The following is a 26,103-nucleotide window of genomic DNA, read 5'->3' as shown; positions in this document are numbered from 1 at the left end:
CTGGTAGGCGGTGGCCAGTGTTCACTGGCCACCGCTCAACGCTAGCTCTGCTGACGGCCTTTGCCAGCGGCAATTCGCAGACGCAGCGCGTTCAGCTTAATGAAGCCTTCGGCGTCTTTTTGGTTATACGCACCCGCGTCGTCTTCAAACGTGGCAATGGACTCATCGAACAGAGACTGCTCGGATTTACGGCCAACGACCGTTGCGTTGCCTTTGTACAGCTTCATACGCACCACGCCAGAAACACTCTTCTGGGTCTCGTCGATAGCAGCTTGCAGCATGCGGCGTTCAGGGCTCCACCAATAGCCGTTGTAGATCACTTCGGCATACTTGGGCATGAGCTGATCTTTAAGATGCGCTTCTTCACGATCTAGCGTCAATGATTCGATCGCACGGTGGGCGCGCAGCATGATCGTACCCCCCGGCGTTTCGTAGCAACCCCGCGACTTCATGCCCACGTAGCGGTTTTCGACGATATCCAAACGTCCGATACCGTTGTCGCCGCCCAGCTTGTTGAGCTTTTCGAGCACTTCGTGCGGCTTCATCGTTTCGCCATCGATGGCCACGATGTCGCCTTTCTCGAACGTCAGCTCAACGTAAGTGGGTTGCTCGGGCGCAGCTTCGGGAGAAACACTCCAGCGCCACATGTCCTCTTCGGCTTCCGCCCACGGATCTTCCAGAATGCCGCCTTCATAGGAGATGTGCAGCAGGTTGGCGTCCATGGAGTAGGGAGATTTCTTTTTCTTGTTGGAGAAATCCACCGGGATGCTGTGTTCTTCGCAGTAAGCCATCAGCTTTTCGCGAGACGTCAGGTCCCACTCGCGCCAGGGAGCAATGACTTTAACGCCCGGCTTTAGCGCGTAACCGCCCAGTTCGAAACGCACTTGATCGTTACCTTTACCCGTTGCGCCATGGGAGATGGCATCGGCGCCGGTTTCATTGGCGATTTCGATCAGGCGCTTGGCGATCAGCGGGCGAGCGATGGAGGTGCCCAGCAGGTACTCACCTTCATAGATGGTATTGGCACGAAACATCGGAAAGACGTAGTCACGCACGAACTCTTCGCGTAGGTCTTCGATGTAAATCTCTTTGACGCCGAGAGCCTGAGCCTTGGCGCGGGCAGGCTCGACTTCTTCACCCTGACCGATGTCGGCAGTAAAGGTCACAACCTCGCAGTTGTAGGTTTCTTGCAACCACTTGACGATAACGGATGTGTCCAGGCCGCCTGAATATGCCAGCACAACCTTTTTGACATCGGACATTCTTTGCTCCTTGTAAAAAGCAGTTCACCAGAAGGAGTAGCGCCCTTACGCACTACTTGTTCATTCAAACTGCAGTATAGCGTTCTCGATGCCCAGCGAATACCGTCAACGACGCCTTGGGGGTAAAGCTGCTAGAATCACCCAAACCCTAGCGGCTAGCTTGACCGCTACCCCTGACCGACTACTCGCTTTACTAAGGAGAGCTGCATGAGCGAGGCAATTGCCCGCGAATTGATGGCCCAGCGTTTTCGCAGTTACTTACCGGTTGTCATTGATTTGGAGACAGGTGGGTTTAACGCCCAAACGGACGCCGTGTTGGAGATTGCAGCGGTCACACTCACCATGGACCCCGACGGCAATTTACTGCCTGATGCCACCTACGCGTATCATGTTCACCCTTTTGAAGGCGCCAATGTCGAGCAATCAGCGTTGGATTTCACCGGCATCAACCTGGATGACCCGCTTCGTCGGCACGTTGCGTTAAGCGAGGCTGAAGCACTAGGGGAAATATTTCGCCCCATACGCAAATCGCTAAAGGCGCACGGCTGTTCCCGGGCGATACTCGTGGGTCACAATGCGGCATTCGACCATGGCTTTTTGAATGCAGCGGCCAACCGCTGCAACGTCAAGCGCAATCCGTTTCACCCCTTTTCCAGTTTCGACACGGCGACGTTGGCGGGGTTTGTGTATGGACAAACCGTGCTCGCCAGAGCGTGCCGTGCCGCGGGGATCGAGTTCGACAACAAGGCGGCCCACTCGGCACGCTATGACACCGAGCGAACGGCCGAACTGTTTTGCGCCATGGTCAACCGCTACAAAGACTTAGGCGGCTGGCGGCTGGCTCAGCGTGAACAAGCGCTAGATGGCGGCGATGAATAAATCCGCCAGCAGCGCGTTTGAAACAGCATCTAATGCACCAGAAATGGCTTTACGATAAACTTTACGTCATTTACGAGCGCTTGGCTCTCAGGCAAGCAATGCAGCCAACGCTTGCCGCTACAATGTGATATCCCACCCGTTTTGAGGAGATGAGACGTTTCCATGGCCCAGCATAATGCCTTTTACGCCCAGTCCGGTGGCGTTACCGCCGTCATCAATGCCAGCGCCTGTGGCGTTATCGAAGCTTGCCGGCAAGCCCCTGATCAGATCGGCAAGGTGTATGCCGGCCATAACGGCATTATTGGTGCACTGACGGAAGATTTGATCGATGTCACTCAGGAGAGCGATGACGCCATTGCCGCTCTGCGACACACCCCGGGCGGAGCGTTTGGCTCTTGTCGCTACAAGCTGAAAGACATCGATACGCACCGCGCGCAGTACGAGCGTCTTATCGAGGTTTTCAAAGCGCACGACATTCGCTATTTCTTCTACAACGGCGGTGGCGACAGTGCCGATACCTGCCTAAAAGTCTCGCAGCTCTCCGAAAAACTAGGGTATCCGCTGACGGCCATTCACGTTCCCAAAACCGTCGACAATGATCTTCCCATCACGGATAACAGCCCTGGTTTCGGCAGCGTTGCGAAGTACATCGCCACCTCGACCCGGGAAGCGTCGCTGGATATCGCGTCCATGTGCGCCACCTCGACCAAGGTGTTCGTACTGGAAGTGATGGGACGCCATGCGGGCTGGATTGCTGCGGCTGGAGGCCTGGCTGGCGAAGGAGAAGGCGAGCCACCGCACCTGATTATCTTCCCGGAAGTGGCGTTTAACCGTAAAGCGGTCATGGCGCGAGTCGATGAAAGCGTCAAAAAATTTGGCTACTGCGTGATCGTGGTGTCGGAAGGCGCGCGCTACGAAGATGGCACTTTCCTTGCGGATGCAGGCAATACCGATGCCTTTGGTCACCGCCAGCTAGGCGGCGTGGCGCCCACCCTGGCCGGCATGATCAAGCAGGACCTGGGCTACAAATACCATTGGGCCGTGGCCGACTACCTGCAGCGTGCGGCGCGTCACTTGGCTTCCAAAACCGATGTTGAACAAGCTTATGCCGTTGGCCGTGAAGCGGTCACGCTGGCGCTGGCGGGCAAAAACTCCATGATGCCGGCCATACGCCGCATCTCACAAAGCCCGTACCAGTGGGACGTGATTTCTGCTCCGCTATCGCAAATCGCCAACCAAGAGAAGTTCATGCCCCGCGACTTTATCAGCGAGAGCGGTTTCGATATTACCCAAGCGTGTCGTGACTACTTATCACCGCTGATCCAGGGCGAAGATTTTCCGCCGTTCGAGAATGGTCTTCCGAAAGTCGCCAAGTTGAAGCTTGCGAAAGTGGAACAGAAGTTGCCAACCTTCACGCTGTAACCTCTGTTCTAACATCAGAGATGGCGAAAGATAAAAGGGCGATGACTCGTGTCATCGCCCTTTTGACATTCGCAGTATGCGCTTGAAACGTGCCTAGCGCAGCAGCCACGAGAGCACCAACAGCAGCAGCAAAATACCCGCCACGCCCTGCCAAAAGCGTCGAGACTCCGTGCGGGGCTCTTCGCGTTGCACAGCACGCCCCAGGGGTAGCCTCAGCGCGTGAAGGAACTCCGACATCCGTCGAAAACGCAGTGGCCGTTGCGGGTCCAGCGCGCGACGCAGCGCCTCGTCAAGCGCAGGGGTAATCTCTGGATTGGTGGTACGAGCGCTACGGTAGCTGAGCTCTTCCAGATCGGTATGGCAACGCAACTTATTGGGGGTCAGCGTATAAGGTAATGCTCCGGTCAAAAGCCAGTAGACCGTAGAAGCCAACGAGTACTGGTCGCTGCGGCGACCCACGCTGTCGCCAAGCGCATACTCTGGAGCTGTATGTTCGTTGAAACCGATTTGACGAAGCAGCTCGCCCGAGTGGCGGTGTCCATCGACTTCTCGCATATGGCAAGCACTAAAGTCAGCAAGCACGAGCTTACCGTGCGAGTCGATAAGCACGTTGTCAGGCATGATCTGTTGGTGAATGATGTCGCGATGGTGCAGGGCTTGTACCGCCTTACCCAACTGGTTGGCGATATCCAAACGCTGAGCAAGACTGGCCTGGGGGTGCCGCTCGGCCCATTGACGCAGCGTCTCACCTTCTACGTTTTGCATGAGGTAATAGAGGTATCTTCGCGGGCGTGATGGTTCCATGACCTTGACGACAAAGGGGGAGTTCACCCGCTCGACCACCCACTGCTGCAGCAAAAAGTGCTCTAGATAGGCGTTACGCAACGATAGCTCGGGGCTTGGTGCCTTCATCACCATGACTCGATCACTGTAGACATCGCGGACGCGATACACCCTCGACTGTGCATTGCGTGACAGCACGGCCTGCACCTCCAACCCATCTAGACGCTCGCCGGGAGCCAATTCGGGAGGAATGGGCAGGTCGCCATATAGTAAGCTGGGGTGATCGGTTGCCTCTTCCGGCAGTTCGTCGATGCGGAGTAATTGGAAGCAAAATTGATCGCCGCCATACCCTCGCTCTTGCGCGCGCTGCTTTGCCTCGCCAGCCAAGCGCTCGCAAGCAGCATCTAGGTCGCTAGCATCTTGGCGAATGAGCCGCACATAATCAGAGGGCATCAAGGTGCCGCGCACGGCCTGAGTGGTGAAAACGAACAAGTCACCCTGCTTCAAGCCCAGATGGGTGTAATCGATATCGACGCTGCCATCCATGCCTAACGCGCGAGAGGGGTAGCGATACCCACCCACATCGGTCACGTGATCACGGGTAAGCTGCTCAAACTCGGCACCTCGTAGGCGAAAGACCAGCGTATCTCCCATGTGAAACAGATGACCTTCGCGACCTAAAAACACCATGGCCGAGAGCGACGAGACGAAGCTACCCTCTTTGACATGCTGGCTCTGGCTGTAACACCAACTATTCAACGCACGTAGCACGCGGGTTGCCGACGTCTTGGTGTCCCAGTGGTCAGGCGTGGAGTAATAATCGGCAAGAAATCCGCGCACGCTCAAATCCCCCGCCTGCTTCGCCATCGTATTGCGAGAAATCGAGTCACTAATCACTGCGCAGCCGCCCTTTAACTTCAACAGCGGCGCTTCTGGTAGGCGTACCGACATTGAACTGCGGTGCTGCCGGCGTTCTGGGGCTACGAACGCTTGTCCATAACTCATTAGCAACTGGGCGTGCGCCAACTCATCCTCCTAGACTTACGGCTCACCATCGCAACGATCATTGCGAGCACTTCTCGCGATCCTTACTGCATCAGGCGCTATCATACATGCTGGCATGACGAAGCGATGCCCACCAAACGTCGAGAGTAGCACAAAAAGACACCCTGCCATGCCCACTACCCAGCCAATGCACCAAGAGACGCCACCGAGATCGCCGAGGAAGGTCAAGCTGCCATCGATGCGGATATGTGACGGCAAACACCTATGTCGCATTGGTAATCTATCCACCTTGTTCGTATAATTCTTCACCATTAATGCAATGCATCAACTGCTTAGCTACTGCAATCTGCACTAGGTAAGAAAAGCCAAGCCAAGGAACCAACGATGAACTTTGATAACATCCCCGCTGGAAAGGATTTGCCCAACGATATCTACGTGGCCATTGAAATTCCTGCTAACCACGCGCCGATTAAGTACGAAATCGACAAGGATATGGGTGCCCTCCTCGTTGATCGTTTCATGGCTACACCCATGTTCTACCCGGCCAACTACGGCTTCATTCCGCATACTCTGGCAGATGACGGCGACCCCTTGGACGCCCTGGTCGTCACTCCTCACCCGGTTGCGCCCGGCAGCATCATTCGCGCACGCCCGGTGGGCATCTTGAACATGACCGATGAAGCGGGTGAAGATGCCAAACTGGTCTGCGTACCGCACCCGAAACTTTCATCGCTGTATGACGACGTTCAGGAAGTGACCGATCTGCCCGAACTGTTGCGCCAACAAATCGCACACTTCTTCGAGAACTACAAAGACCTCGAAAAAGGCAAGTGGGTGAAAGTCGAGTCTTGGGAAGGCGTAGAAGCTGCGCGTAAAGCTATCGAAAAATCGGCCGCTGCTTACAAGAAAGCATAAGCCTCACTGCCCTATGAAAGGCCGCCTCTCGAGGCGGCCTTTTACGTAGGGATGAACGGCGTAGGACCGCGTCACGTCACCGCAGACAGTACGCCAACCTCGACAGGTGCGTTATCCTGCTCTTTTGCGCCCTTTCGATATCACTGCGTAAGGATACTACGTGCCACTCATGCGACGTTTCAGCTTGTTTTTCATGCTCTGTTGGCTACCTCTATTCGCCCACGGGCAGTGGTTCTCTTCCAGCAGCGACAGCGACTTCTTGCCCGTCATGGAAGCGTTTCAGCCGAGCGCATGGCACGATGGGGAAACGCTGAGCGTTGGCTTCGACATTGCCGATGCCTACTATCTTTACCGTCATCAGCTGTCGGTCACAAGCGAGCAACCCTCCATTGAACTCGGTACGCCCACCCTGCCACAGGGCATCTTTACTACTGATGAATTCATGGGAGACGTGTACGTTTTCCGCGAAAAAGTAGTGTTCGATATCCCGCTTAGCCAACCCTATAGCGGTCCTATCGACATCGCGTTGACCTTTCAGGGATGTGCCGATGCAGGGCTGTGCTACCCGCCAGAGCAAATTACCTTGACGGCTGCTGAAGCGTCACCCCCCAGCGTATTTGCCCACTGGCAAAACGAGAAAACATCAAGCGCATCAACGTCGACTGCTTCAGTCGAATCCGCATCAAACGACTCAGCGTCACTAGCGGGCGGAAACATTGGCTTCGCTGCGCCGCAAAGTGAGGATAGCCAATTCAGCGCGCTCATCAGCAATACCAGTTTACCGCTCGCTCTTGGGCTCTTTTTTCTCGCGGGTATCGGTCTTACCTTTACCCCCTGCGTGCTGCCCATGATCCCAATCCTGGCGTCCATCGTCGTTGGACAGAACCCCACCAAACCCCGTGCTTTCTTACTTTCTGCCAGCTACGTACTTGGCATGTCCGTCACTTATGCGCTGGTGGGCGTATTGATGGGCCTATTTGGCGCGGGGCTGAACCTCCAGGCACATTTACAGTCTGCACCGGTTCTGATCACCTTCGCCATTCTGTTTAGCCTTTTTGCGTTGGCGATGTTTGGTGCGTTCGATCTACGTGTCTCGCCACGTCTTGCCGGTAAAGTAGACACCTGGCAAGCACGCGCCCAGCGCAGCGGCCCACTTGGTCTCGCCGCTGCTGGCGCGCTATCGGTACTGGTGGTATCACCTTGCGTCACGGCCCCCCTTGCGGGCGCATTAGTATTCATCTCCTCAACCGGAGATGCCGCCATGGGCGGCGCCGTGCTGTTTGCACTAGGGCTCGGCATGGGGGTCCCACTATTGCTCGTCGGCACGTTTGGCGCCACACTATTGCCACGCTCTGGCGGCTGGATGAATGGCGTCAAAATTGCGTTTGGCCTTTTATTACTCGGCGTTGCCGTTTGGATGGTCGAGCGTTTGATCGCCCCTTCAGTGGCGCTCTTGCTGTGGGCGGCGCTAGCCATCGGCAGCGCACTTGCACTTGGCGCTCTCACGACGGCAAGCACATCTGGCTGGGCCAAAGTGCGCCAAACGCTAGGCTTGATGCTACTGGCATGGGGGGTCGCTCTGGTGCTTGGCGCGGCTCAAGGCAGTAGCAACCCGCTTCGCCCTCTGGCGGCCACTACCTCTGGCACTGCCCAGGCCGTGGACACGCTAGAATTTGAAGACGTCGACAGTCTCGATGCGCTAGAGGCTGCCCTAGCGCAAGCCTCACACGAAGGACGTCCCGTATTTGCACACTTCACTGCCGATTGGTGTATATCGTGCAAACTCATGGAGCGTGATGTCTACCCGACTCCGCAAGTCGCCGAGGCGTTGAACGATTTTCAACTCATTTCGGTCGATGTCACGAAGACCAATACGCAGAGCCGAGAACTACTCGATCATTTCCAACTCTTTGGTCCTCCTAGCCTGCTACTGTTTGACCAAGGGCAAGAAGTGCGTGAAGCGCGTATCCAAGGGGAGGTGTCTGCCGGAGCCCTCGTGCAGCATTTAAATGCCTTCAAACGCTGGCAAGAGAGCTAGACAGGCAACACGCTAAACGACAGCGCTTCAGCACACCTTTACAGCCACTGTGACGCGAACGTCGTCAAACAATTGTTTAAATCGCAAAATTTGCTCCTCTTTAGGTGGATACTAGACACTGGTAGAGTTTTTCGGCAAACTCCGCAGCCATATTTGCTAAAAATGCATCTTTTAGCGATGAGCGTGGGGTAACGTTCGAGATCGTGCCTCGTTCTCTTCGTTTTTGAATTTGGTTTACTGCGCTTGCGAGCGCCACGCGATACGGGCCTAGTCGGCCTGTGACAACGTGCTAATTTGATCAACTTTTGGGGCCTACGGATGGATATTCGCAAAGTCAAAAAACTAATCGAGCTGCTGGAAGAGTCCAATATCAGCGAAATCGAAATTCAAGAAGGTGAAGAGTCGGTTCGTATTAGCCGTCACCCCAATGGCGCCGTTTGGCAGCCGCAGCCAATGCCGCAGTACGCGCAGCCCGCACCGGCAGCTCCTCAAGCATCGGCAGCCACTTCGCCGGCCGAAGCCGAGCCTCAGGGTGCCAGCTACCGTGGTGAAGCCGTCAACTCCCCCATGGTAGGCACCTTTTACCGCAGCCCGGCACCGGGTGCCAAAGCCTTCGTTGAAGTGGGCGACACCGTGAAGCAAGGCGATACCGTTTGTATCGTCGAAGCCATGAAAATGATGAACCAAATCGAAGCTGACCGCGATGGCGTGGTCGAGGCCATCCTAGTGGAAGATGGCGAGCCAGTGGAATTCGATCAACCGATGATCGTCCTCGCTTAATCTTTCATATCAACACGGGTGGATTCTCCCATGCTGGACAAGGTACTTATCGCGAACCGCGGCGAGATTGCCCTTCGTATCTTACGCGCCTGCAAAGAACTCGGGATCAAAACCGTAGCGGTTCACTCCAAGGCAGATCGCGAACTGATGCACGTTCGTCTCGCCGATGAAGCCGTGTGTATCGGCCCCGCCTCATCAGCGCAGTCGTACTTAAACATCCCGGCGTTGATCAGCGCGGCGGAAGTCACTGATTCGAGCGCCATTCACCCCGGTTATGGCTTTCTCTCTGAGAATGCCAACTTTGCCGAGCAGGTAGAGCGCTCGGGGTTCACCTTCATCGGCCCACGCGCTGAGACCATCCGCTTAATGGGCGACAAAGTGAGCGCTATCAACGCCATGAAAGCGGCGGGCGTTCCCACTGTGCCTGGCTCCGATGGGCCGCTTGGCGACGATGACGCCACCAACTTGGCCACAGCGAAGCGCATTGGCTATCCGGTGATCATCAAGGCAGCGGCGGGTGGCGGCGGCCGCGGTATGCGCGTGGTGCACACCGAAGGCCACTTACTGTCTGCCATTACCGTCACGCAAACCGAAGCGCATGCAGCCTTCGGCGACGGAACGGTCTACATGGAGAAGTTTCTAGAGAAGCCTCGCCATGTGGAGGTGCAGGTATTGGCTGACGGCCAGGGGAATGCCATTCACCTCTATGACCGCGACTGTTCGCTGCAGCGTCGACATCAGAAAGTGTTAGAAGAAGCACCTGCGCCAGGCCTCGATCCTGACGCGCGCGCGAAAGTACTCGACGCTTGTCGCCAAGCGTGTATCGAGATCAACTATCGCGGCGCGGGCACTTTCGAATTCCTCTACGAAGATGGTGAATTCTTCTTCATCGAAATGAACACTCGTGTTCAGGTCGAGCACCCGGTGACGGAAATGGTGACGGGTGTCGATATCGTCAAAGAGCAGCTGCGCATTGCAGCCGGCCTACCCCTGTCGATTCGCCAGGAAGATGTGAAGCTGAACGGCCATGCGTTCGAATGTCGTATTAACGCTGAAGATTCGCGCACCTTCATGCCGTCTCCCGGCAAGGTGACCCTGTTTCACGCGCCTGGTGGGCTCGGCGTTCGCATGGACTCACACCTGTATACCGGCTACACCGTACCGCCGCATTACGACTCCTTGATCGGTAAGTTGATTACCTGGGGCGCTGACCGCGACATCGCCTTGACGCGCATGCGCAACGCACTCGACGAGCTGCTGGTCGAAGGCATCAAAACCAACATCGACCTGCAGAAAGACCTGGTCCGCGATAGCTACTTCCGCCAGGGCGGTGTCAATATCCACTACCTCGAGAAAAAGCTGAGCAGCTAATCTTTTGGTGGCGACGATGCCCGCCTATTGGCGGGCATTTTCGTGAGGTGGCCCCTATCATTCCGCTAATGCACCCGCTTCGTGATGTCGTCTTGATGATATCACCCGTTTGTTTCTTCCTTATTCGCCGTGGAGACTCCCCATGCCCTGGCTCCAATTAAAAGCACACGTCGCTCCCGAACAAGCCGAGCTTCTCGAAGAATTACTGCTCGAAGAGGGCGCGACGGCAATTGGTATGCAAGATGCCCACGACGACCCGGTCTTCGAACCCGAGCGCGGCACGACACCGCTATGGCAAGACACCATATTGACGGGGCTTTACGACGATCTTGATGGGATCGATGGCATGCTGAGCCGTATCGAAGCGGCTTGGGCAGAACAGATGCCAGGTGAACCCTGCCCGGCCATCGAGTACGAACTGCTAGCAGACCGCGACTGGGAGCGGGAGTGGATGGATGACTTCACGCCGCTGCGGATGGGGGAACGACTATGGATCGTGCCGAGTTGGCATGAGCCGCCCGAGGCGGGCGCGGTCAATCTGATCCTCGACCCGGGCCTTGCGTTCGGGACCGGCACTCATCCGACAACCGCGCTGTGTCTCGAGTGGCTGGATGGTTTAGCGGTAAACCATGAACTGCAGGGCAAAGATGTGCTGGACGTCGGCTGTGGCTCTGGCATTCTCGCCATTGCGGCCTTGAAGCTAGGCGCCTCCCACGCCGATGGCACGGATATCGACCCGCAAGCATTGCAGGCTAGCCGTGACAATGCCGAGCGCAATGCCATCGACGCCCAGCAGTTCACTCTCTGTTACCCTGAACAGTTGGAAGGCGGCCCCTACCCCATCGTTACAGCCAACATTTTAGCAGGCCCACTGGTCGAGCTATCCAATACGATTGCTGGACACGTGGCCCCTGGTGGCCGTATCGCGCTATCAGGCATACTGGCCAACCAAGCCACCGAAGTACGAGAAGCCTACGAAGCACAAGGGCTCTACATGGATGAGCCTACCCTTCGAGAGGGCTGGGTGCGTTTGACAGGCCGTCGCCCCGCATAAAATCGGGATTGGCCTTCAATAGCTTGCCGAGTAGGCGTATCATACGCTCCCTTGAAACGCCCTACTCGCCGCTTTCATGCCTAGCAAAGTATACCGCCATGACGTTGATGACTACTTCGCCACCTGCGATTGGGCCTTACCAACTGCCTAACCCGGTCATGCTGGCCCCGATGGCGGGCGTCACTGATCGCCCATTTCGCCAGCTATGCCGTCGGTTAGGCGCGGGCTGGGTCGTGGGAGAGATGGTCACGTCAGACCCTTCGCTTTGGCACACGCGCAAATCCCAGCTACGTATGGATCATCAGGGCGAACCCGACCCACGGGTCGTACAGGTCGCTGGCGGGGATGCCGAGATGCTGGCGCAGGCGGCGAGACTCAATGTCGAACTAGGCGCGCAAATCATCGACATCAATATGGGGTGCCCGGCAAAAAAAGTGTGCAACAAAGCCGCTGGCTCAGCCCTCATGCGTGATGAAACGCTGGTCGCCGAGATTTTAGATGCCGTTGTGAAAGCGGTGGACATCCCCGTCACGCTTAAGATACGCACCGGTTGGTGTGCCGCTTCTAACAATGCACTGCGTATTGCCAAGCTGGCGGAATCTGCGGGCATCCAAGCGCTGGCCATTCATGGCCGTCACCGCGAACAGCGCTATACTGGTGAAGCCGAGTACGACACGATCGCCGACATAAAATCGCACCTCACGATCCCCGTGATTGCCAATGGCGATATCACCACCCCGGAGAAAGCCGCTCATGTGCTGCGTTACACTGGCGCTGATGCAGTGATGGTTGGCCGCGGCGCACAGGGCAATCCGTGGATTTTTCAACAAATCACGCATTACCTGACCCATGGTGAGCACTTGGCATCACCCGGCTTGGCTGAGCGATGCAGCGTCCTGCTGGAGCATCTGCAGGCACTTCATGACTTCTATGGCACCACCATGGGAGTGCGCATCGCGCGCAAGCACGTCGGCTGGTATCTCGACGACGACACGCGCTTTAACAGTACCCAGCAGCGCACGCTCAAGCAGCAGTTCAACGCTCTGACCACGCCTGACGAGCAGTTTGACTGGATCCACAACGCCATGACCCAGGACGCTTCGAAGCGTCTGCTAGCCAAAGGAAGCCATGCGGCATGACTGAACGCGACCTGCTCTCCAGCGAACGCTCCTCACGACTCTCAGGCACGCTAGCAGCCCCCTCCGCCAGCGCACAGCCACAGCCACAGCCACTGAGAGAAGCGGTAGAGACCGCCATGCGCCGTTACTTCGAGCATCTCGATGGCAGCCAAACATCTGACTTATATGCCATGGTGATGGCCGAAGTAGAGGCCCCACTGTTAGCGTGCGTGATGGAGCATACCGACGGTAATCAAACTCGCGCCGCCGACGTACTTGGTCTGAACCGTGGCACGCTACGCAAAAAACTCAAGCAGTATGGATTGATTGAAAGTGACGCCCCTTGATGGGGCGTTGCCGTTTTTTCACCTTAGACCCGTAGATGACGAGCATCCTTATGGCTGATAGCACCCCTACCCCCGTCCGCCGCGCCCTGCTGAGCGTATCCGATAAAACCGGCATCGTGGAGTTTGCCCAAGGCCTTGCCGCACACGGCGTCGAGCTGCTCTCCACCGGCGGCACCTACCGTTTGTTGAAAGAAAACGGAATGACGGTAAAAGAAGTATCGGAGCACACCGGCTTTCCAGAAATCATGGACGGTCGGGTCAAAACGCTGCATCCGAAAATCCATGGCGGCATTTTGGCGCGCCGCGGCCAGGACGATGCCGTCATGGCTGACAATGACATCACCCCTATCGATATGGTGGTCGTCAACCTGTACCCGTTTGCAGCAACGGTCGCTAAACCAGATTGCACGCTCGAAGATGCCATCGAGAACATCGACATCGGCGGCCCCACCATGGTGCGCGCCTGTGCCAAAAACCATGCCTATACCACCATCGTGGTGAATGCCGACGATTACACTCGTGTGCTTGGCGAGCTCGACGATAATGCGGGCCAAGTCAGCGCTTCCACGCGTTTTGACCTGGCCGTTAAAGCGTTCGAACATACCGCCGGTTATGACGGCGCCATCGCCGACTACCTTGGTCGCCAGGTCGCCAGCGACGGCACCACCTTTGCTCGCACCTTCAACCTGCAGCTTCACAAAAAGCAAGACATGCGATACGGCGAAAACCCGCATCAAAATGCTGCGTTCTATGTCGACCCCGCCGCCAGCGAGCCTAGTGTAGCCACCGCCAAAACGCTGCAAGGCAAGCCGCTCTCTTTCAACAACGTGGCCGATACCGACGCAGCATTCGAGTGCGTGAAAGCCTTTGACGAGACCGCCTGTGTCATCGTTAAGCACGCCAACCCGTGCGGGGTCGCCGTAGGCGCGACCGCATTGGAAGCTTACGACAAGGCCTTTGCCACCGACCCCACCAGCGCCTTTGGCGGCATCATTGCCTTTAATGTGCCGCTTGATGCGGACACCGCGCGAGCCATCGTTGACCGCCAGTTCGTGGAAGTCATCATTGCGCCTGGCGTCCATGATGAAGCGGCCCGCATCGTGGCGGAGAAACAGAACGTCCGCTTGCTGGATGTCGGCGACCATTGGCCGGGTACTGTGCAGCCCGCATTCGACTTTAAACGTGTGAATGGCGGCCTATTGGTACAAGATCGTGATCAAGGGATGGTCACTGAAGAGGCGCTCACCGTGGTCAGCGAGCGCGCCCCGACCAGCGAAGAGATGCGCGATCTCACCTTTGCATGGCGCGTTGCCAAGTTCGTGAAATCCAACGCCATCGTTTATGCAAAAGCGGGCCAAACGATTGGTGTCGGCGCAGGACAGATGAGCCGCGTGTACTCCGCTAAGATCGCAGGTATCAAAGCCGCCGATGAAGGGCTTTCCGTACCAGGCTCAGTGATGGCCTCCGATGCCTTCTTCCCCTTCAGGGACGGCATCGACGCCGCCGCTGCCGCTGGCATCACTGCCGTCATTCAGCCTGGCGGCTCCATGCGCGACCAAGAAGTGATCGATGCGGCTAACGAAGCAGGCATTGCCATGGTCTTCACCGGCATGCGTCACTTCCGCCACTAAACGGTCAGGTCATCTCACCTGCATTAAAAAAGCCCTCACTAGTGAGGGCTTTCAGGTCTATGATGAACTACTTACCAAGATCGATGCAGAGATACTTCGTTTCCAGGTACTCTTCCAAGCCCTGATGTCCCCCTTCTCTGCCGAGACCTGACGCCTTGACGCCACCAAACGGTGCCGCCGCATTAGAGATAAGGCCGGTATTAATGCCTACCATGCCATATTCTAACGCCTCTGCTACACGCCATACGCGAGCCAAATCCCGGGAATAGAAGTAAGACGCCAAGCCGTACTGAGTATCGTTGGCCATCTCGATAGCGGTTTCCTCATCATCGAAAGGAAACACGGCAGCAAGCGGACCAAACGTCTCTTCATGCGCCACTTTCATGGCATCGGTGGCAAAACTGATGAGCGTAGGCGTAAAGTAATTGCCCCCTAAGGGGTGCGGATGGCCACCTAGCAGCAGTTCGGCACCGTGATCGACGGCATCCTGGACGTGTTCGCTCACCTTTTTCACGGCGCTCGCATCGATTAACGGCCCGATGTTTACGCCTGGCTTAGTACCATCCCCCACTTTGAGTTCACTGTTCATCGCAACGGCCAGTTTTTCGCAAAACGCATTGATGACACTGGATTGAACCAAAAATCGGTTCGTACATACGCATGTCTGACCCGCATTACGAAACTTTGCCGCCATGGCGCCTTCTACCGCGGCGTCTAAATCCGCATCTTCGAACACAATGAACGGCGCATTGCCACCCAGCTCAAGCGAAATCTTTTGGATGTGTTCCGCTGCTTGAGCCATTAGCTTGCGCCCCACCTCCGTCGATCCTGTAAAGGTGATTTTGCGCACCTTGGGAGACTCAGTCAGCGCTTTGGCAATATCTGACGCGCTGCCAGGCACCACGTTGAACACACCACGAGGAATGCCTGCACGTTCGGCTAGCAAAGCCAATGCCGTCGCCGAAAACGGGGTTTGGCTTGCAGGCTTGACAACGATCGTGCAACCAGCAGCCAGAGCGGCACCGGCTTTGCGGGTAATCATCGCTGCTGGGAAGTTCCAAGGAGTGATCGCCCCCACTACACCCACGGGCTGCTTGGTAACGACGATGCGCTGATTGGCATTGGCGGCAGGAATCGTTTCACCGTAAACGCGACGAGCCTCTTCAGCAAACCAACGTAGAAAGCTCGCAGCATAAACGATTTCACCTTCAGCTTCTTTGACCGGCTTACCTTGCTCATGCGTCATGAGAAGCGCGAGATCCTGCTTATGTTCGAGCATCAAATCATGCCATTTGAGCAACAAGTCCGCCCGCTCTTGAGCAGTTAGCGCCCGCCATGCCGGCAGTGCTGCATCGGCTGCCTCGATGGCACGCTCGGTTTCCGCTCTACCCAGTCGAGGGATATCCCCTACTGGCTCGCCGGTAGCGGGATTCGTAACGTTGATTTGCTCACCGCTGTCAGCGGCTACCCAACTGCCATCGATATAGGCAAATGGGCAATATAGCTGCGTTTCTCTCAGCGCTTCCATGACAGACTCCTGACCAAATGACGGCCTAATCGGCTCATTGACCCGTTCATGCTAAGACGAAACGACGCGTTTCACCAAACCTTTGATACAAAAGGTCAGCGCCACTCGGCCTAACTAATCAATGTCAAAAATTCCTGGCGAGTGGCTTGGTTACTGCGGAACCCTCCCAGCATGACGGAAGAGGTCATGCTTGAGTTCTGCTTTTCGACCCCACGCATCATCATGCAAAGGTGTCGAGCTTCGATGACGACCGCCACTCCTCGCGCCTGGGTGACTTGCTGCACCGCTTCTGCAATTTCTCTGGTCAGGTTTTCCTGAATCTGCATACGTCGCGCATACATGTCGACGATGCGCGCGAACTTGGACAGACCCAACACCTTGCCACTGGGCAAGTAAGCTATGTGACACTTGCCAATAAATGGCAGCAAATGGTGCTCGCACATCGAGTAGAGCTCGATATCCTTGACCAACACCATTTCGTCGGTTTGTGATTCGAACACGGCGCCATTGACGATCTCTTCGAGCGACTGGTGATAACCAGCGTTCAAAAACTGCATGGCCTTAGCGGCTCGCTTGGGCGTATCTCTTAAGCCCTCGCGATCCGGGTTTTCACCCAAAGCGGTAATGATGTGACGGTAATGTTGGGCGATGTCGTCGGTCATGGTAGGCCTCATTAAACTGTGCTTGTTCGCTATCACTCAATCGCTTTGCAGCAATGTCATCGCGCCAGCGAGCCTCATTTTCGGCAAGCTATTTTTAGCTTGCAGTGTTATCCGTTTAGCTGCCTTACCTAGCGTGCTAGCTGAACGCCTATCTTGGACAACCATCCTGTACAAAAAATATACCTTAAAAAATTTATGTACAACAAGAACGGCCTATTAATCTATTTTAACGCACCTAAGCAGGCTGTGGCAGAGTGACACGCACCCCCCTTCGGCACTATAGGAGCTGTGCTATGCTATGGGCATCATTTTCCTGCTGACAATGCAGGTATCACTGTTGAGAGTAAGCCATGTCATTTAAATCATCGCCCTTTTGGCTAGCCGCCCTGCTGGGTACGTTATGGGTATCTCCTACTTATGCAGAAGAGTCGATGCTGACCTTGCCAAGCGGCGCAAAGGTGGGCGTTGAAGTCGTCGAGGCTCTGGCGTTCGATAATACCCAGTCACGTTATAGCGACATTCTTCTTCATCCAACGACCGCTAACGGGACCACAGACGCGCTTCCTGAATATTGCTTGCTGGTGGCGAACGCACAGCTAAACGGTGATCGCATACGTATTACCACGCAGGATGCCACCTGCATTGAAACCCATGATGCAGAAAGCGCCATTTACTCCGGCTCATTCTCTGCGAGCGCTTACGCCGAAGATGGCCAATATGGTATCCCCTGCGGTAACAGTGACTGCACGCTTGCACCTGGACAATCGTTCGTTCTTACGTTGGATGAAAGCATTCAGATCGCCGCGCAAGATAACCCCTCTGCCGAGATAAACGCGACTCGGCGTCAAGCCAATGGTGAAGGCGTGGCCAACCCAATTCCTGGCGAACGCCCTGATCCTGACCAAAGTATCGAAAACCCAGCGCCGACTGAACAGCCTAATTAACGCCTACTTTTTCATACCGCGGCCTTTCGTCGTTGAATACGAAAGGTCGCTGTGTCCTTTCCTCATCGTTGTTCGATGCTAGGCCAGCCACAATGGCGTTTCTAACTGAAGCAACTGCTGCTCGAGCTGTCGTATGTGTTGATCCCAGTAACCCGCTTCCGCCAACCAGGGAAATGCGCGAGGAAAAGCCGGGTCTTCCCAGCGACTAACCAACCAAGTCGCGTGTCGTGTGAGACGATACGCTCTTAAAGGCTCGATGAGTGACATTTGCTCATGCGGAAATGGCCTGGTTTCTTCGTACCCCTCGACGATTTCACTAAGCTGCGTGCGCCACTGCTGAGGCTCTTCCATGGGTAACAGCATCCAAACGTCCTGAATGGCAGGCGCCATCAAGCAGTCGTCGAAATCGACCAGATGGAAGTCTCCATCACGACCTAATACGTTACCTAAGTGGCAGTCACCGTGAGCCCGAATCATACACTCAGCGCTCAACGCTACGCTCTCTAAATGTTGACGTATCTTATTCACTACCCGTTGATAAGCGCGCGCCTGATGGTCATTCAGCCACGGGCTTGCCAGAACACGCCGCTCGGCATCACTGACACCTTCCGCTAGCCGCAGCGTGTCACGGTGCTGAAAAGGGGCTTGCGCTGCCACTTCGTGAAGCCGTCCTAACACCTCCCCTAAGGCAAACAAGTGATCCGGGTTATCCAACTCCGGCGCTTGACCAGAGCATTGAGAAAACAGCGCAAAACGAAATGGCCCAAACGTATGCAAAGATCTGCAATGCGCATCTCGCCAAGGTGCGACGACAGGCACGCCTGCCTGGGTCAATTCGGTTAAGAACGCGTGCTCTTCTTCGATCGCTTCGTTGGACCAACGTCCCGGCCGGTAAAATTTCACGACCCAACGGGCACCCGTGTCATCACGGAACATCAGCACACGGTTTTCATAGCTATTCAAAGCAAAGGGTTCCCCTGAAGGCCAGATACCGATTGACTCTATTGCCGACATGACGAGGTCAGGTGACAGCGCACTAAACGGATGCGACATAAATGACTCCTTAAAAGAGCTGACTAGTTTATCAACTCTTCTGAAAGGGTGTGCGAGCAGCTGCCCACACGTCCACGCGCTTCGCACCCTGTGCCAGCGCAGCGGCGGCCAAGGCATGGCCGGTTGCCCCTGTGGTGACTACATCATCGACGATGGTGACATGTTCAGGTATGCCCCCCTCCATCCTAAAGGCGTCGCTTACGTTTCGGCGCCGCTCTTTACGATTCAAAGAGCGTTGTGAAGGCACCTGTTTGATACAACGCGCTCGAAGGACTGGCATACCCGTGTTCTTGCCGAGCCGTTTGGCCAGCCAATGTGCTTGATTAAAGCCACGCTCTTTAGCCCGCGCTGGAAACATGGGGACGGGAAGCAAAGCGTTACCCAACGCGGGCGGTGGTTGTGAAAGCATCAAATTCACTAGCAACTGACCGGCACGAGGCGACGCCTGAAATTTGAAATCATGCACTAGTTGCGACACAACCTCTTGATAGCAAAGTGCTGCAGTGGTGATCGTAAAGCTCGGCGGCTCTACCAAACAGTGGCCGCAGCGACTCTCACCGGCGCCCAAAAGCGGTTCGGCACACTGCTCGCAGCTCACTCGATTCCAAGGCAGTTGCGCATAGCACTCCTCACACCATCCGCTTTCAGTTGCTCGAGAGCACAAACAAAAGGCGCAGTAACCTGGCAAACCTCGCTTAAGCCACTGATTCATGACCATGGTCCATTTCATCATTGTATGTACATCCCATGTCTGACAGTCAAAATAGCAGCGCATCGTGATTGACATTAACGCTGAAGTTGATAATATACGCCTCGTCTTCTGCGGATGTGGTGGAATTGGTAGACACGCTAGATTTAGGTTCTAGTGCCGTAAGGTGTGGGAGTTCGAGTCTCCCCATCCGCACCAATTTAAAATGTAAAACCTCAAAGGATTCGGTAGCGCATAGCTAGCCGAATTTTTTTGTTTCCAACTCCCCTTCATCGTATCAACCTAACTAGCTGACTTCGCCCTTTTTTTAGGCTACGTTATCGGTCTATCTACGCCGTCAATTTTGAGAAGGATCTCAACTTATGCAATGGCTGAACGACAATGCTCAGGCAATTTCTGCAGTGGCCAGTATTTGTACACTGTTCGTATGGGTGTTTTACGCGCAATTGCTCTATAACGGCTACGTGCGACAACGCCGACCTCGCATCATCGTCAATCGGGGTAAAGGTATCGGCACCAAAGCCCTGTGCTTGATCAGCAATATGAGCAGTGAGGCTATCTATATTCAACACTTGGTCGCCGTCCTGCACACTCGCGAAGGAGTGTATGAATTGGATGTCGTCGAGTATCAGCAGCAAAGCGGGGATGACAACGAAGAGTGCTACCGCACCCATCAGGGGCCTTTGGCATCGGGAGATTATTTGCACATACAGTCGTTTGGCTCGATCGTGGATCAGTTGGTTCAGCACTGGAAGCTAGACCAAGGCACCTTGCAAGAGCAAACACCAGAGCTCGAGATACGAGTCATCGCAATTTATGGCTCCGAAGATATGCCGGTCGGTGCCTCGAGGCGCTTTGCTTTGGATTTAAACGCAGATCCGCTCCATCAACTCACGCCGCTTAAAGTAGATACCGAGCGCATGAACAGTCGGCGCGATCGTAAGCGAGTACTGGAGTGGGCAAAAGCCATCGAGATGCATAAAGCACAATGATGTGCGCACCTAATTAAAAGGCGGGGACGTTCCTATGAAACCTATCATTGCGCTCGTTTGGTTAGGCGCGCTGAGTACCCTCTCGTTCGGTGTGCATGCGGATGAGGAAGACAGCGACTTACCTGACTGGGCCGAAGAACGGGTAGAACCTTTCCGCGCCCGCATCGGCAATTGGGTCGACAATACGTCTCGTAATATTGATGCTTTTTTTGGCGGTGAACACTCGGCCACTGTCCAAAACAAGTCCTACTTACGTTTAGGCCAAGAAATCGACTGGATGGAAGGTGACGGCACCAACGGTGACATTAGCGTTCGTTATCGCATCGACCTACCCACCACCGAGGAGCGTTTGAGACTCGTGGTCGAGAGCGATCCAGAAGAGTCGCAGGGTACGCTAGCCGATCAAGGTTCGGGTCGCCTCTACAATGATCAGAGAGACCGTAGCACTTCGACATTTGGCCTCGATTGGTTAGAAAGCCGTGATAAACGAGAAAATTGGAGCAATCGGATAGGCGCAGGTATTCGCCTACGTATGCCACTCGACCCGTATGTTCGTTTCACTAGCGAGCGGCTGTGGGACATTGGCGACGGCCCCTGGCAGCTGGAGTCCTTCAACCGTCTATCCTGGTTCAATAATGAAGGCTATTCGGCACGCACGACGTGGGACATAGGTCGCCCGCTCTCCGAAAATAGACATTTGCGCTTTATCACTACCGTCCAATGGCGAGAGGAAGAAGACAAGCTGGAGTTTAGCGAAGTCGCTCAGCTCAATCAGCGTCTGAACGACCGCAGTGCACTACGTCATTCAGCCATTGCGATTGGTGAAAGCGCTTCCAATCCACGCATGACCAACTATTACCTACAAACCCGCTACCGTCGCGATCTTCACAAAGGCATTCTGTTTGGCGATGTCATACCAGAGCTGCATTTTCAGCGCGAGGATAGTTACGACCCCCGCTGGGCAATGACACTGCGTTTAGAAATGTACTTTCAGCGTGATATTCAGCGAGACTACTTTCAATTCTAACCGCAGCGTCGTCATCGGTAAGCGGTTTTAAAGCCGCAACCCCCCATCACATTCGATAATGCGTGCGGTGAAATAATCATTATCAAAAATGAACGCGACACTTTGAGCAATATGATCCGGCTCGCCTAAATGCTTTAACGGAACGTTAGATTCGATTCTTTCTAACATATCGGGACGCATCGAGGCCGTCATCTCGGTTTCGATAAAGCCAGGCGCGACGGTACCGGTGCGCACCCCGTAGCGTGCCAACTCTTTTCCCCACGTAACGGTTAGGGCATGCACTCCCGCTTTGGCGGCAGCGTAATTGCTTTGCCCCATATTGCCCGCGCGAGAAATGCTGGAAATATTGACGATAACGCCGTCATGTCCCGCCTCGACCATCTGGGCCGCCGCCTCACGACCGCATAAGAATACCCCCGTCAAATTAACGTCCAGTACGCGCTGCCACGAGGAGAGTGACATGCGTTTTTCAACGACGCCATCTCTAGCTTTGATCAATAGGCCATCATCGGTAATCCCAGCATTGTTCACACAGCCACTGACCGGGCCCATTCGATCGGCGATATCGGCAAACGCACGCTCGACGGATGCCTCATCTGCAACGTTGACTACGAAAGCCTGAGCGGTCACCCCCTCTGCACTTAAAGCAGACACCGCCCCATCCAGGGCCTCAGCACTCATATCCAACAGCGCAAGGTGGGCTCCTTGTCTACCTAACCGTTGCGCAATAGCAAACCCAAGGCCTCGAGCGCCCCCCGTTATTGCAATCACTTTCTTGTCCACTTGCATCTCTCTCTCCTTAGCAGGTTTGTCTGCCGCATCGACAACCCATCCAGCACGCGTCGCCTTTCTTTTTGCATTGCAGCATAGAATAGCCCACGAAAAATATCGAGCCCACCAGGGCGTTGGGACACTCATGGGACTGCTTGTTTTTTATATTTCTGTCACCATATCCGTTAATTACGACCGTCTTGGAGCTGGCTATGCCTATTCTTCTCTTTATATCGCTCTTTACGCTACTGGACTTTGTGCTGCTTTTTTCAATCGGCAGCCAGATAGGCTTATTGGCCACACTGATATTGGTGTTAAGCACCGGCTTCATCGGACTTCACCTCATTCGCAAGGAAGGTGTCTCCACCTTCGCCCGCGCCCGACAGCGCATGCAAATGGGTGAAATCCCCTCTCAGGAGCTACTGACTGGCGCCGCCCTCATCTTTGGTGGCGCTCTTTTGCTTGCCCCAGGGTTCCTATCCGACGCGCTGGGTATCGCCTGCTTGATTCCCAACGCTCGCCAACTACTCATGAAAGCCCTGACCTGGATTGGTTTAAAAAGCGCTTCGCATCGGCACACGTATCAGCGTGGCGCAGAAGACTGGGGGCGGTCGAACGAACAGCCCTCCTCCCATCGTGAAGAAGGCCCTATCGAAGGTGAATTCATAAGCGGTGACGATGAGCCGCGCCGTCGCTAAGTCATTCACCTGATTGCCAAAGGTGGCGAGGTATTTTTTTTCATACCTACCCCTTGAAAGGCGTTGGGCAGCCCCCACTTTTGTGTCAGCACACAGGTTCGGCGAAGGCTTTGCTTTCGCCATTGACATGAAGGCAGCACGCCTTCGCTTTCCGAGGGCTGAGCCCGCGGAAATCCCTTTAAGCTAACTGCCCCTTTTGGGCTTTGACGAACCTCAGGAGAACGTGAGCATGAATATCCGTCCTTTGCACGATCGCGTCGTCATCCGTCGCGTGGAAGAAGAGCAGAAAACCGCTGGCGGCATCGTGCTACCGGGTAATGCGCAGGAAAAACCCACGCGTGGTGAAGTTCTGGCCGTTGGTAATGGCCGTATTCTGGATAACGGCGACGTACGTCCACTGGATGTAAAAGTGGGCGATACGGTGATTTTTAAAGACGGCTTTGGCGTTGAGAAGCAAAAAATCAACGGCGAAGAAGTTCTGATCATGAGCGAAGCCGATATTCTGGCCGTCGTCGAAGGCTAATCCGACTCGGCTAATTACTTTCCCATTTTTATTTCAATTGTTAGGAAGTAACGAACATGGCAGCTAAGCAAGTTAAGTTCTCCGATGATGCTCGCAAACGCATGGCACGTGGTGTCGACGTCTTGGCGAACGCCGTTAAAGTCACGCTGGGCCCGAAAGGCCGCAACGTGGTATTGGACAAATCCTTCGGCGCGCCGACCGTCACTAAAGACGGTGTCTCTGTCGCAAAAGAGATCGAACTGAAAGACAAGTTCGAGAACATGGGCGCCCAGATGGTGAAAGAAGTCGCTTCCAAGACTTCCGACGCCGCCGGTGACGGTACCACCACGGCCACCGTTCTGGCACAGGCCATCGTAGCGGAAGGCCTGAAAGGCGTGACCGCGGGCATGAACCCGATGGATTTGAAACGCGGTATCGACCAAGCCGTGACCGCAGCGGTCAAAGAGATTCAGGCGATGTCCGTGCCCTGCACCGACACCAAGTCCATTGCGCAAGTAGGCACGATCTCTGCCAACGGCGACAAGCGCATTGGCGAAATCATCGCCGAAGCGATGGAAAAAGTCGGTAAAGAAGGCGTCATCACCGTTGACGAAGGTCGCGGCTTCGAAGACGAATTGGAAGTGGTCGAAGGTATGCAGTTCGACCGCGGCTACCTCTCGCCCTACTTCGTCACCAACCAAGACACCATGACCGTCGAGCTGGAAGATCCATACATCCTGCTCGTCGACAAGAAGATCTCCAACATCCGCGAACTGCTGCCGGTGCTGGAAGCCGTTGCCAAGCAAGGCAAGCCGCTGGCCATCATCGCCGAAGATATCGAAGGTGAAGCGCTGGCAACGCTGGTCGTGAACAACATGCGTGGCATCGTGAAAGTCGCGGCTGCCAAAGCACCTGGCTTCGGCGACCGTCGCAAAGCCATGCTGCAGGATATCGCTATCCTGACGAACGGCACCGTGATCTCCGAAGAAGTAGGTCTGACCCTTGAGCAGGCGAACCTGGATCACCTGGGTACTGCCAAGCGCATGACCATGTCCAAAGAGAACACCACCATCATCGATGGCGCAGGTGCCGAGGACGACATTGAAGCACGCGTTAATCAAATCCGCGCGCAAATCGAAGAAACGTCCTCTGACTACGACAAAGAGAAGCTGCAAGAGCGCGTTGCCAAACTGGCAGGCGGCGTTGCCGTTATCCGCGTCGGTGCGGCGACCGAAGTCGAAATGAAAGAGAAGAAAGCCCGCGTCGAAGATGCGCTTCACTCGACTCGCGCTGCCGTAGAAGAAGGCGTCGTACCTGGCGGTGGTACTGCCCTGGTTCGCGTGATGGCCAAAGTACAGGGCCTGACCGGTGACAACGAAGATCAGAACCACGGTATCAACATGGCGCTGCGTGCCATGCAGGCACCGCTGCGTCAGATCGTCACCAACGCGGGCGAAGAAGCCGCTGTGGTCATCAATCGCGTCAAAGATGGTGAAGGCAACTTCGGCTACAACGCGCAAACCAGCGAGTACGGCGACCTGTTCGAAATGGGCGTACTCGACCCGGCAAAAGTAACCCGCACTGCGTTGCAGTCTGCTGGTTCTGTCGCTGGCCTGATGATCACCACCGAGTGCATGATCGCCGACGACCCGGAAGAGAAAGAAGCTGCCCCGGATATGGGTGGCATGGGCGGAATGGGTGGCATGGGCGGCATGATGTAATGCACCCATGAGCCTAACGCTCTGACGTTGAACGAGAACCCCGCTTCGGCGGGGTTCTTTCATTAGTACCGACGTCATGGCGTCATAAAGCGTGCTACCATCACCGACTTTATTTGGCAGCTTTTAGGTTCGACTTCTCGTGCTTTCCAATATTCGTATCGTGCTGGTGCAAACGTTCCACCCGGGCAACATAGGCGCAACAGCCCGCGCCATGAAAACCATGGGGCTGACGGAGCTCGTGCTGGTCAATCCTCGTAGCTTCCCCGATGAAGAAGCCACTCGCCTAGCCGCCGGTGCAACGGACGTATTAGAAAACGCTCGCTGCGTAAAGACACTCGAAGAGGCCGTGAACGACTGCGTGCAAGTGGTCGGTGCCAGCGCTCGGCTGCGCAGCATGCCGCTGCCCCATTTCGACGAGCCTGACGAGATGGCCCAGCAAGTCATCGACAACGCCCACCAAGCCCCGGTGGCCCTGGTGTTTGGCCGCGAACGCTCCGGGTTGACCAACGATGAGATTCGCTGCTGCAGCCACCAAGTCAGCATTCCCGCCAATCCCGAGTATGGCATTCTCAATCTATCGCAAGCGGTCCAGATTCTTGCCTACGAAGTGCATCGCGTCTGGCGCAAGCGCGACGTCAGCGGTTTTAAGTATCAGCGACCGCTGGAAACCACGCCGCCTAGCCGCGAACAGTTTGGCTATTTCCAGGAACATCTTGGCCGCTTGATGCAGCAAAGCGGTTTTTTAACCCAGCCCCACGCACGTACCGAAGAGCAGCTCCAAGCGCTGTTTGCCCGTGCACAGCCGAGCCGCAAAGAGCTGTCCCTACTCCGTGGTCTGCTAAGTGCCTTTGAAGCGCACTTGCCTAAACAGTAACGTCTTATCCACTCAAC

At 55.4% G+C, this 26,103-nt stretch carries 24 protein-coding genes and 1 tRNA gene; 18 read left to right on the top strand and 7 right to left on the bottom strand.

Features of this window, described 5'->3' with window-relative positions:
* Positions 1-41: 41 nt before the first annotated feature.
* A complete protein-coding gene (locus FHJ80_RS12010; RefSeq protein WP_139527400.1) occupies positions 42-1,262 on the bottom strand; it encodes an argininosuccinate synthase in 1,221 nt (406 codons plus the stop codon).
* 207 nt (positions 1,263-1,469) lie between these two features.
* Between FHJ80_RS12010 and rnt the strand changes: the two genes are divergently transcribed.
* Together rnt and FHJ80_RS12000 are read left to right on the top strand one after the other, a co-directional pair.
* Positions 1,470-2,141 (top strand): ribonuclease T, encoded by a 672-nt coding sequence (gene rnt / locus FHJ80_RS12005; protein WP_139527398.1) that lies wholly within the window; start codon positions 1,470-1,472, stop codon positions 2,139-2,141.
* A 162-nt stretch (positions 2,142-2,303) separates the two neighbouring features.
* A complete protein-coding gene (locus FHJ80_RS12000) occupies positions 2,304-3,563 on the top strand; it encodes a 6-phosphofructokinase (protein ID WP_139527396.1) in 1,260 nt (419 codons plus the stop codon).
* Between the two features lie 93 nt (positions 3,564-3,656).
* On the opposite strand, the gene FHJ80_RS11995 is transcribed toward FHJ80_RS12000, so the two are convergent.
* A complete protein-coding gene (locus FHJ80_RS11995; protein WP_139527395.1) occupies positions 3,657-5,372 on the bottom strand; it encodes a bifunctional protein-serine/threonine kinase/phosphatase in 1,716 nt (571 codons plus the stop codon).
* Positions 5,373-5,735: 363 nt separating this feature from the next.
* On the opposite strand from FHJ80_RS11995, the gene ppa reads away from it, so the two are divergent.
* The 8 genes from ppa to purH all read left to right on the top strand — a co-directional run bounded on the left by ppa (position 5,736) and on the right by purH (position 14,605).
* Positions 5,736-6,266, top strand: a complete 531-nt coding sequence (gene ppa / locus FHJ80_RS11990; RefSeq protein ID WP_139527394.1) for an inorganic diphosphatase — start codon at positions 5,736-5,738, stop codon at positions 6,264-6,266.
* Between the two features lie 169 nt (positions 6,267-6,435).
* The gene (gene dsbD, locus FHJ80_RS11985; protein WP_139527393.1) at positions 6,436-8,304 is read left to right on the top strand and encodes a protein-disulfide reductase DsbD; all 1,869 of its coding nucleotides are present in this window, start codon (positions 6,436-6,438) and stop codon (positions 8,302-8,304) included.
* 318 nt (positions 8,305-8,622) lie between these two features.
* Positions 8,623-9,084: an acetyl-CoA carboxylase biotin carboxyl carrier protein gene (gene accB / locus FHJ80_RS11980; protein WP_139527392.1), complete on the top strand. Its 462-nt coding sequence runs from the start codon at positions 8,623-8,625 to the stop codon at positions 9,082-9,084.
* Positions 9,085-9,114: 30 nt separating this feature from the next.
* Entirely contained in the window at positions 9,115-10,455 is a 1,341-nt protein-coding gene (gene accC, locus FHJ80_RS11975) for an acetyl-CoA carboxylase biotin carboxylase subunit (RefSeq protein WP_139527391.1), read from the top strand.
* A gap of 142 nt (positions 10,456-10,597) precedes the next feature.
* The gene (gene prmA / locus FHJ80_RS11970; RefSeq protein WP_139527390.1) at positions 10,598-11,509 is read left to right on the top strand and encodes a 50S ribosomal protein L11 methyltransferase; all 912 of its coding nucleotides are present in this window, start codon (positions 10,598-10,600) and stop codon (positions 11,507-11,509) included.
* Positions 11,510-11,607: 98 nt separating this feature from the next.
* The gene (dusB, locus tag FHJ80_RS11965) at positions 11,608-12,648 is read left to right on the top strand and encodes a tRNA dihydrouridine synthase DusB (RefSeq protein ID WP_139527389.1); all 1,041 of its coding nucleotides are present in this window, start codon (positions 11,608-11,610) and stop codon (positions 12,646-12,648) included.
* Complete coding sequence (gene fis / locus FHJ80_RS11960; RefSeq protein WP_139527388.1) at positions 12,645-12,974, top strand: DNA-binding transcriptional regulator Fis; 330 nt, start codon at positions 12,645-12,647, stop codon at positions 12,972-12,974. The genes dusB and fis overlap by 4 nt, the downstream gene beginning before the upstream one ends.
* A gap of 50 nt (positions 12,975-13,024) precedes the next feature.
* On the top strand, positions 13,025-14,605 hold the full coding sequence (purH, locus tag FHJ80_RS11955; RefSeq protein ID WP_139527387.1) for a bifunctional phosphoribosylaminoimidazolecarboxamide formyltransferase/IMP cyclohydrolase: 1,581 nt from the start codon (positions 13,025-13,027) through the stop codon (positions 14,603-14,605).
* 67 nt (positions 14,606-14,672) lie between these two features.
* On the opposite strand, the gene FHJ80_RS11950 is transcribed toward purH, so the two are convergent.
* Both FHJ80_RS11950 and folE read right to left on the bottom strand, forming a co-directional pair.
* Entirely contained in the window at positions 14,673-16,133 is a 1,461-nt protein-coding gene (locus FHJ80_RS11950; protein WP_139527386.1) for an NAD-dependent succinate-semialdehyde dehydrogenase, read from the bottom strand.
* Between the two features lie 110 nt (positions 16,134-16,243).
* Positions 16,244-16,795 (bottom strand): GTP cyclohydrolase I FolE, encoded by a 552-nt coding sequence (folE, locus tag FHJ80_RS11945; protein WP_139527385.1) that lies wholly within the window; start codon positions 16,793-16,795, stop codon positions 16,244-16,246.
* Between the two features lie 350 nt (positions 16,796-17,145).
* Between folE and FHJ80_RS11940 the strand changes: the two genes are divergently transcribed.
* Complete coding sequence (locus FHJ80_RS11940) at positions 17,146-17,739, top strand: hypothetical protein (RefSeq protein ID WP_139527384.1); 594 nt, start codon at positions 17,146-17,148, stop codon at positions 17,737-17,739.
* Positions 17,740-17,817: 78 nt separating this feature from the next.
* On the opposite strand, the gene FHJ80_RS11935 is transcribed toward FHJ80_RS11940, so the two are convergent.
* Positions 17,818-18,792 (bottom strand): serine/threonine protein kinase, encoded by a 975-nt coding sequence (locus tag FHJ80_RS11935; protein WP_139527383.1) that lies wholly within the window; start codon positions 18,790-18,792, stop codon positions 17,818-17,820.
* Between the two features lie 31 nt (positions 18,793-18,823).
* The gene (locus FHJ80_RS17555; RefSeq protein WP_369692951.1) at positions 18,824-19,504 is read right to left on the bottom strand and encodes a double zinc ribbon domain-containing protein; all 681 of its coding nucleotides are present in this window, start codon (positions 19,502-19,504) and stop codon (positions 18,824-18,826) included.
* Positions 19,505-19,614: 110 nt separating this feature from the next.
* On the opposite strand from FHJ80_RS17555, the gene FHJ80_RS11925 reads away from it, so the two are divergent.
* The 3 genes from FHJ80_RS11925 to FHJ80_RS11915 all read left to right on the top strand — a co-directional run bounded on the left by FHJ80_RS11925 (position 19,615) and on the right by FHJ80_RS11915 (position 21,520).
* A tRNA-Leu gene (locus FHJ80_RS11925) sits at positions 19,615-19,699 on the top strand.
* Positions 19,700-19,863: 164 nt separating this feature from the next.
* On the top strand, positions 19,864-20,493 hold the full coding sequence (locus FHJ80_RS11920; protein ID WP_139527381.1) for a hypothetical protein: 630 nt from the start codon (positions 19,864-19,866) through the stop codon (positions 20,491-20,493).
* A 34-nt stretch (positions 20,494-20,527) separates the two neighbouring features.
* Complete coding sequence (locus FHJ80_RS11915) at positions 20,528-21,520, top strand: hypothetical protein (protein ID WP_139527380.1); 993 nt, start codon at positions 20,528-20,530, stop codon at positions 21,518-21,520.
* A 27-nt stretch (positions 21,521-21,547) separates the two neighbouring features.
* Here the strand turns inward: FHJ80_RS11915 and FHJ80_RS11910 are convergent, their stop codons facing one another.
* A complete protein-coding gene (locus tag FHJ80_RS11910; RefSeq protein WP_139527379.1) occupies positions 21,548-22,309 on the bottom strand; it encodes an SDR family oxidoreductase in 762 nt (253 codons plus the stop codon).
* A 194-nt stretch (positions 22,310-22,503) separates the two neighbouring features.
* On the opposite strand from FHJ80_RS11910, the gene FHJ80_RS11905 reads away from it, so the two are divergent.
* The 4 genes from FHJ80_RS11905 (at position 22,504) to FHJ80_RS11890 (ending at position 26,086) form a co-directional block, all read left to right on the top strand.
* Positions 22,504-22,989, top strand: coding sequence for an FxsA family protein (locus tag FHJ80_RS11905; RefSeq protein ID WP_139527378.1), 486 nt, complete (start codon positions 22,504-22,506; stop codon positions 22,987-22,989).
* Between the two features lie 229 nt (positions 22,990-23,218).
* Positions 23,219-23,512 (top strand): co-chaperone GroES, encoded by a 294-nt coding sequence (locus FHJ80_RS11900; RefSeq protein ID WP_139527377.1) that lies wholly within the window; start codon positions 23,219-23,221, stop codon positions 23,510-23,512.
* A gap of 56 nt (positions 23,513-23,568) precedes the next feature.
* Positions 23,569-25,212: a chaperonin GroEL gene (groL, locus tag FHJ80_RS11895; protein ID WP_139527376.1), complete on the top strand. Its 1,644-nt coding sequence runs from the start codon at positions 23,569-23,571 to the stop codon at positions 25,210-25,212.
* Positions 25,213-25,351: 139 nt separating this feature from the next.
* Positions 25,352-26,086, top strand: a complete 735-nt coding sequence (locus FHJ80_RS11890) for an RNA methyltransferase (protein WP_139527375.1) — start codon at positions 25,352-25,354, stop codon at positions 26,084-26,086.
* Positions 26,087-26,103: the final 17 nt, after the last annotated feature.

It is taken from the genome of Halomonas sp. BL6 (genome assembly GCF_006228115.1).
Lineage (GTDB): Bacteria > Pseudomonadota > Gammaproteobacteria > Pseudomonadales > Halomonadaceae > Vreelandella > Vreelandella piezotolerans.
Note: the sequence above shows the minus strand (reverse complement) of the source record. Positions and strands in the feature narration are given on the sequence as shown.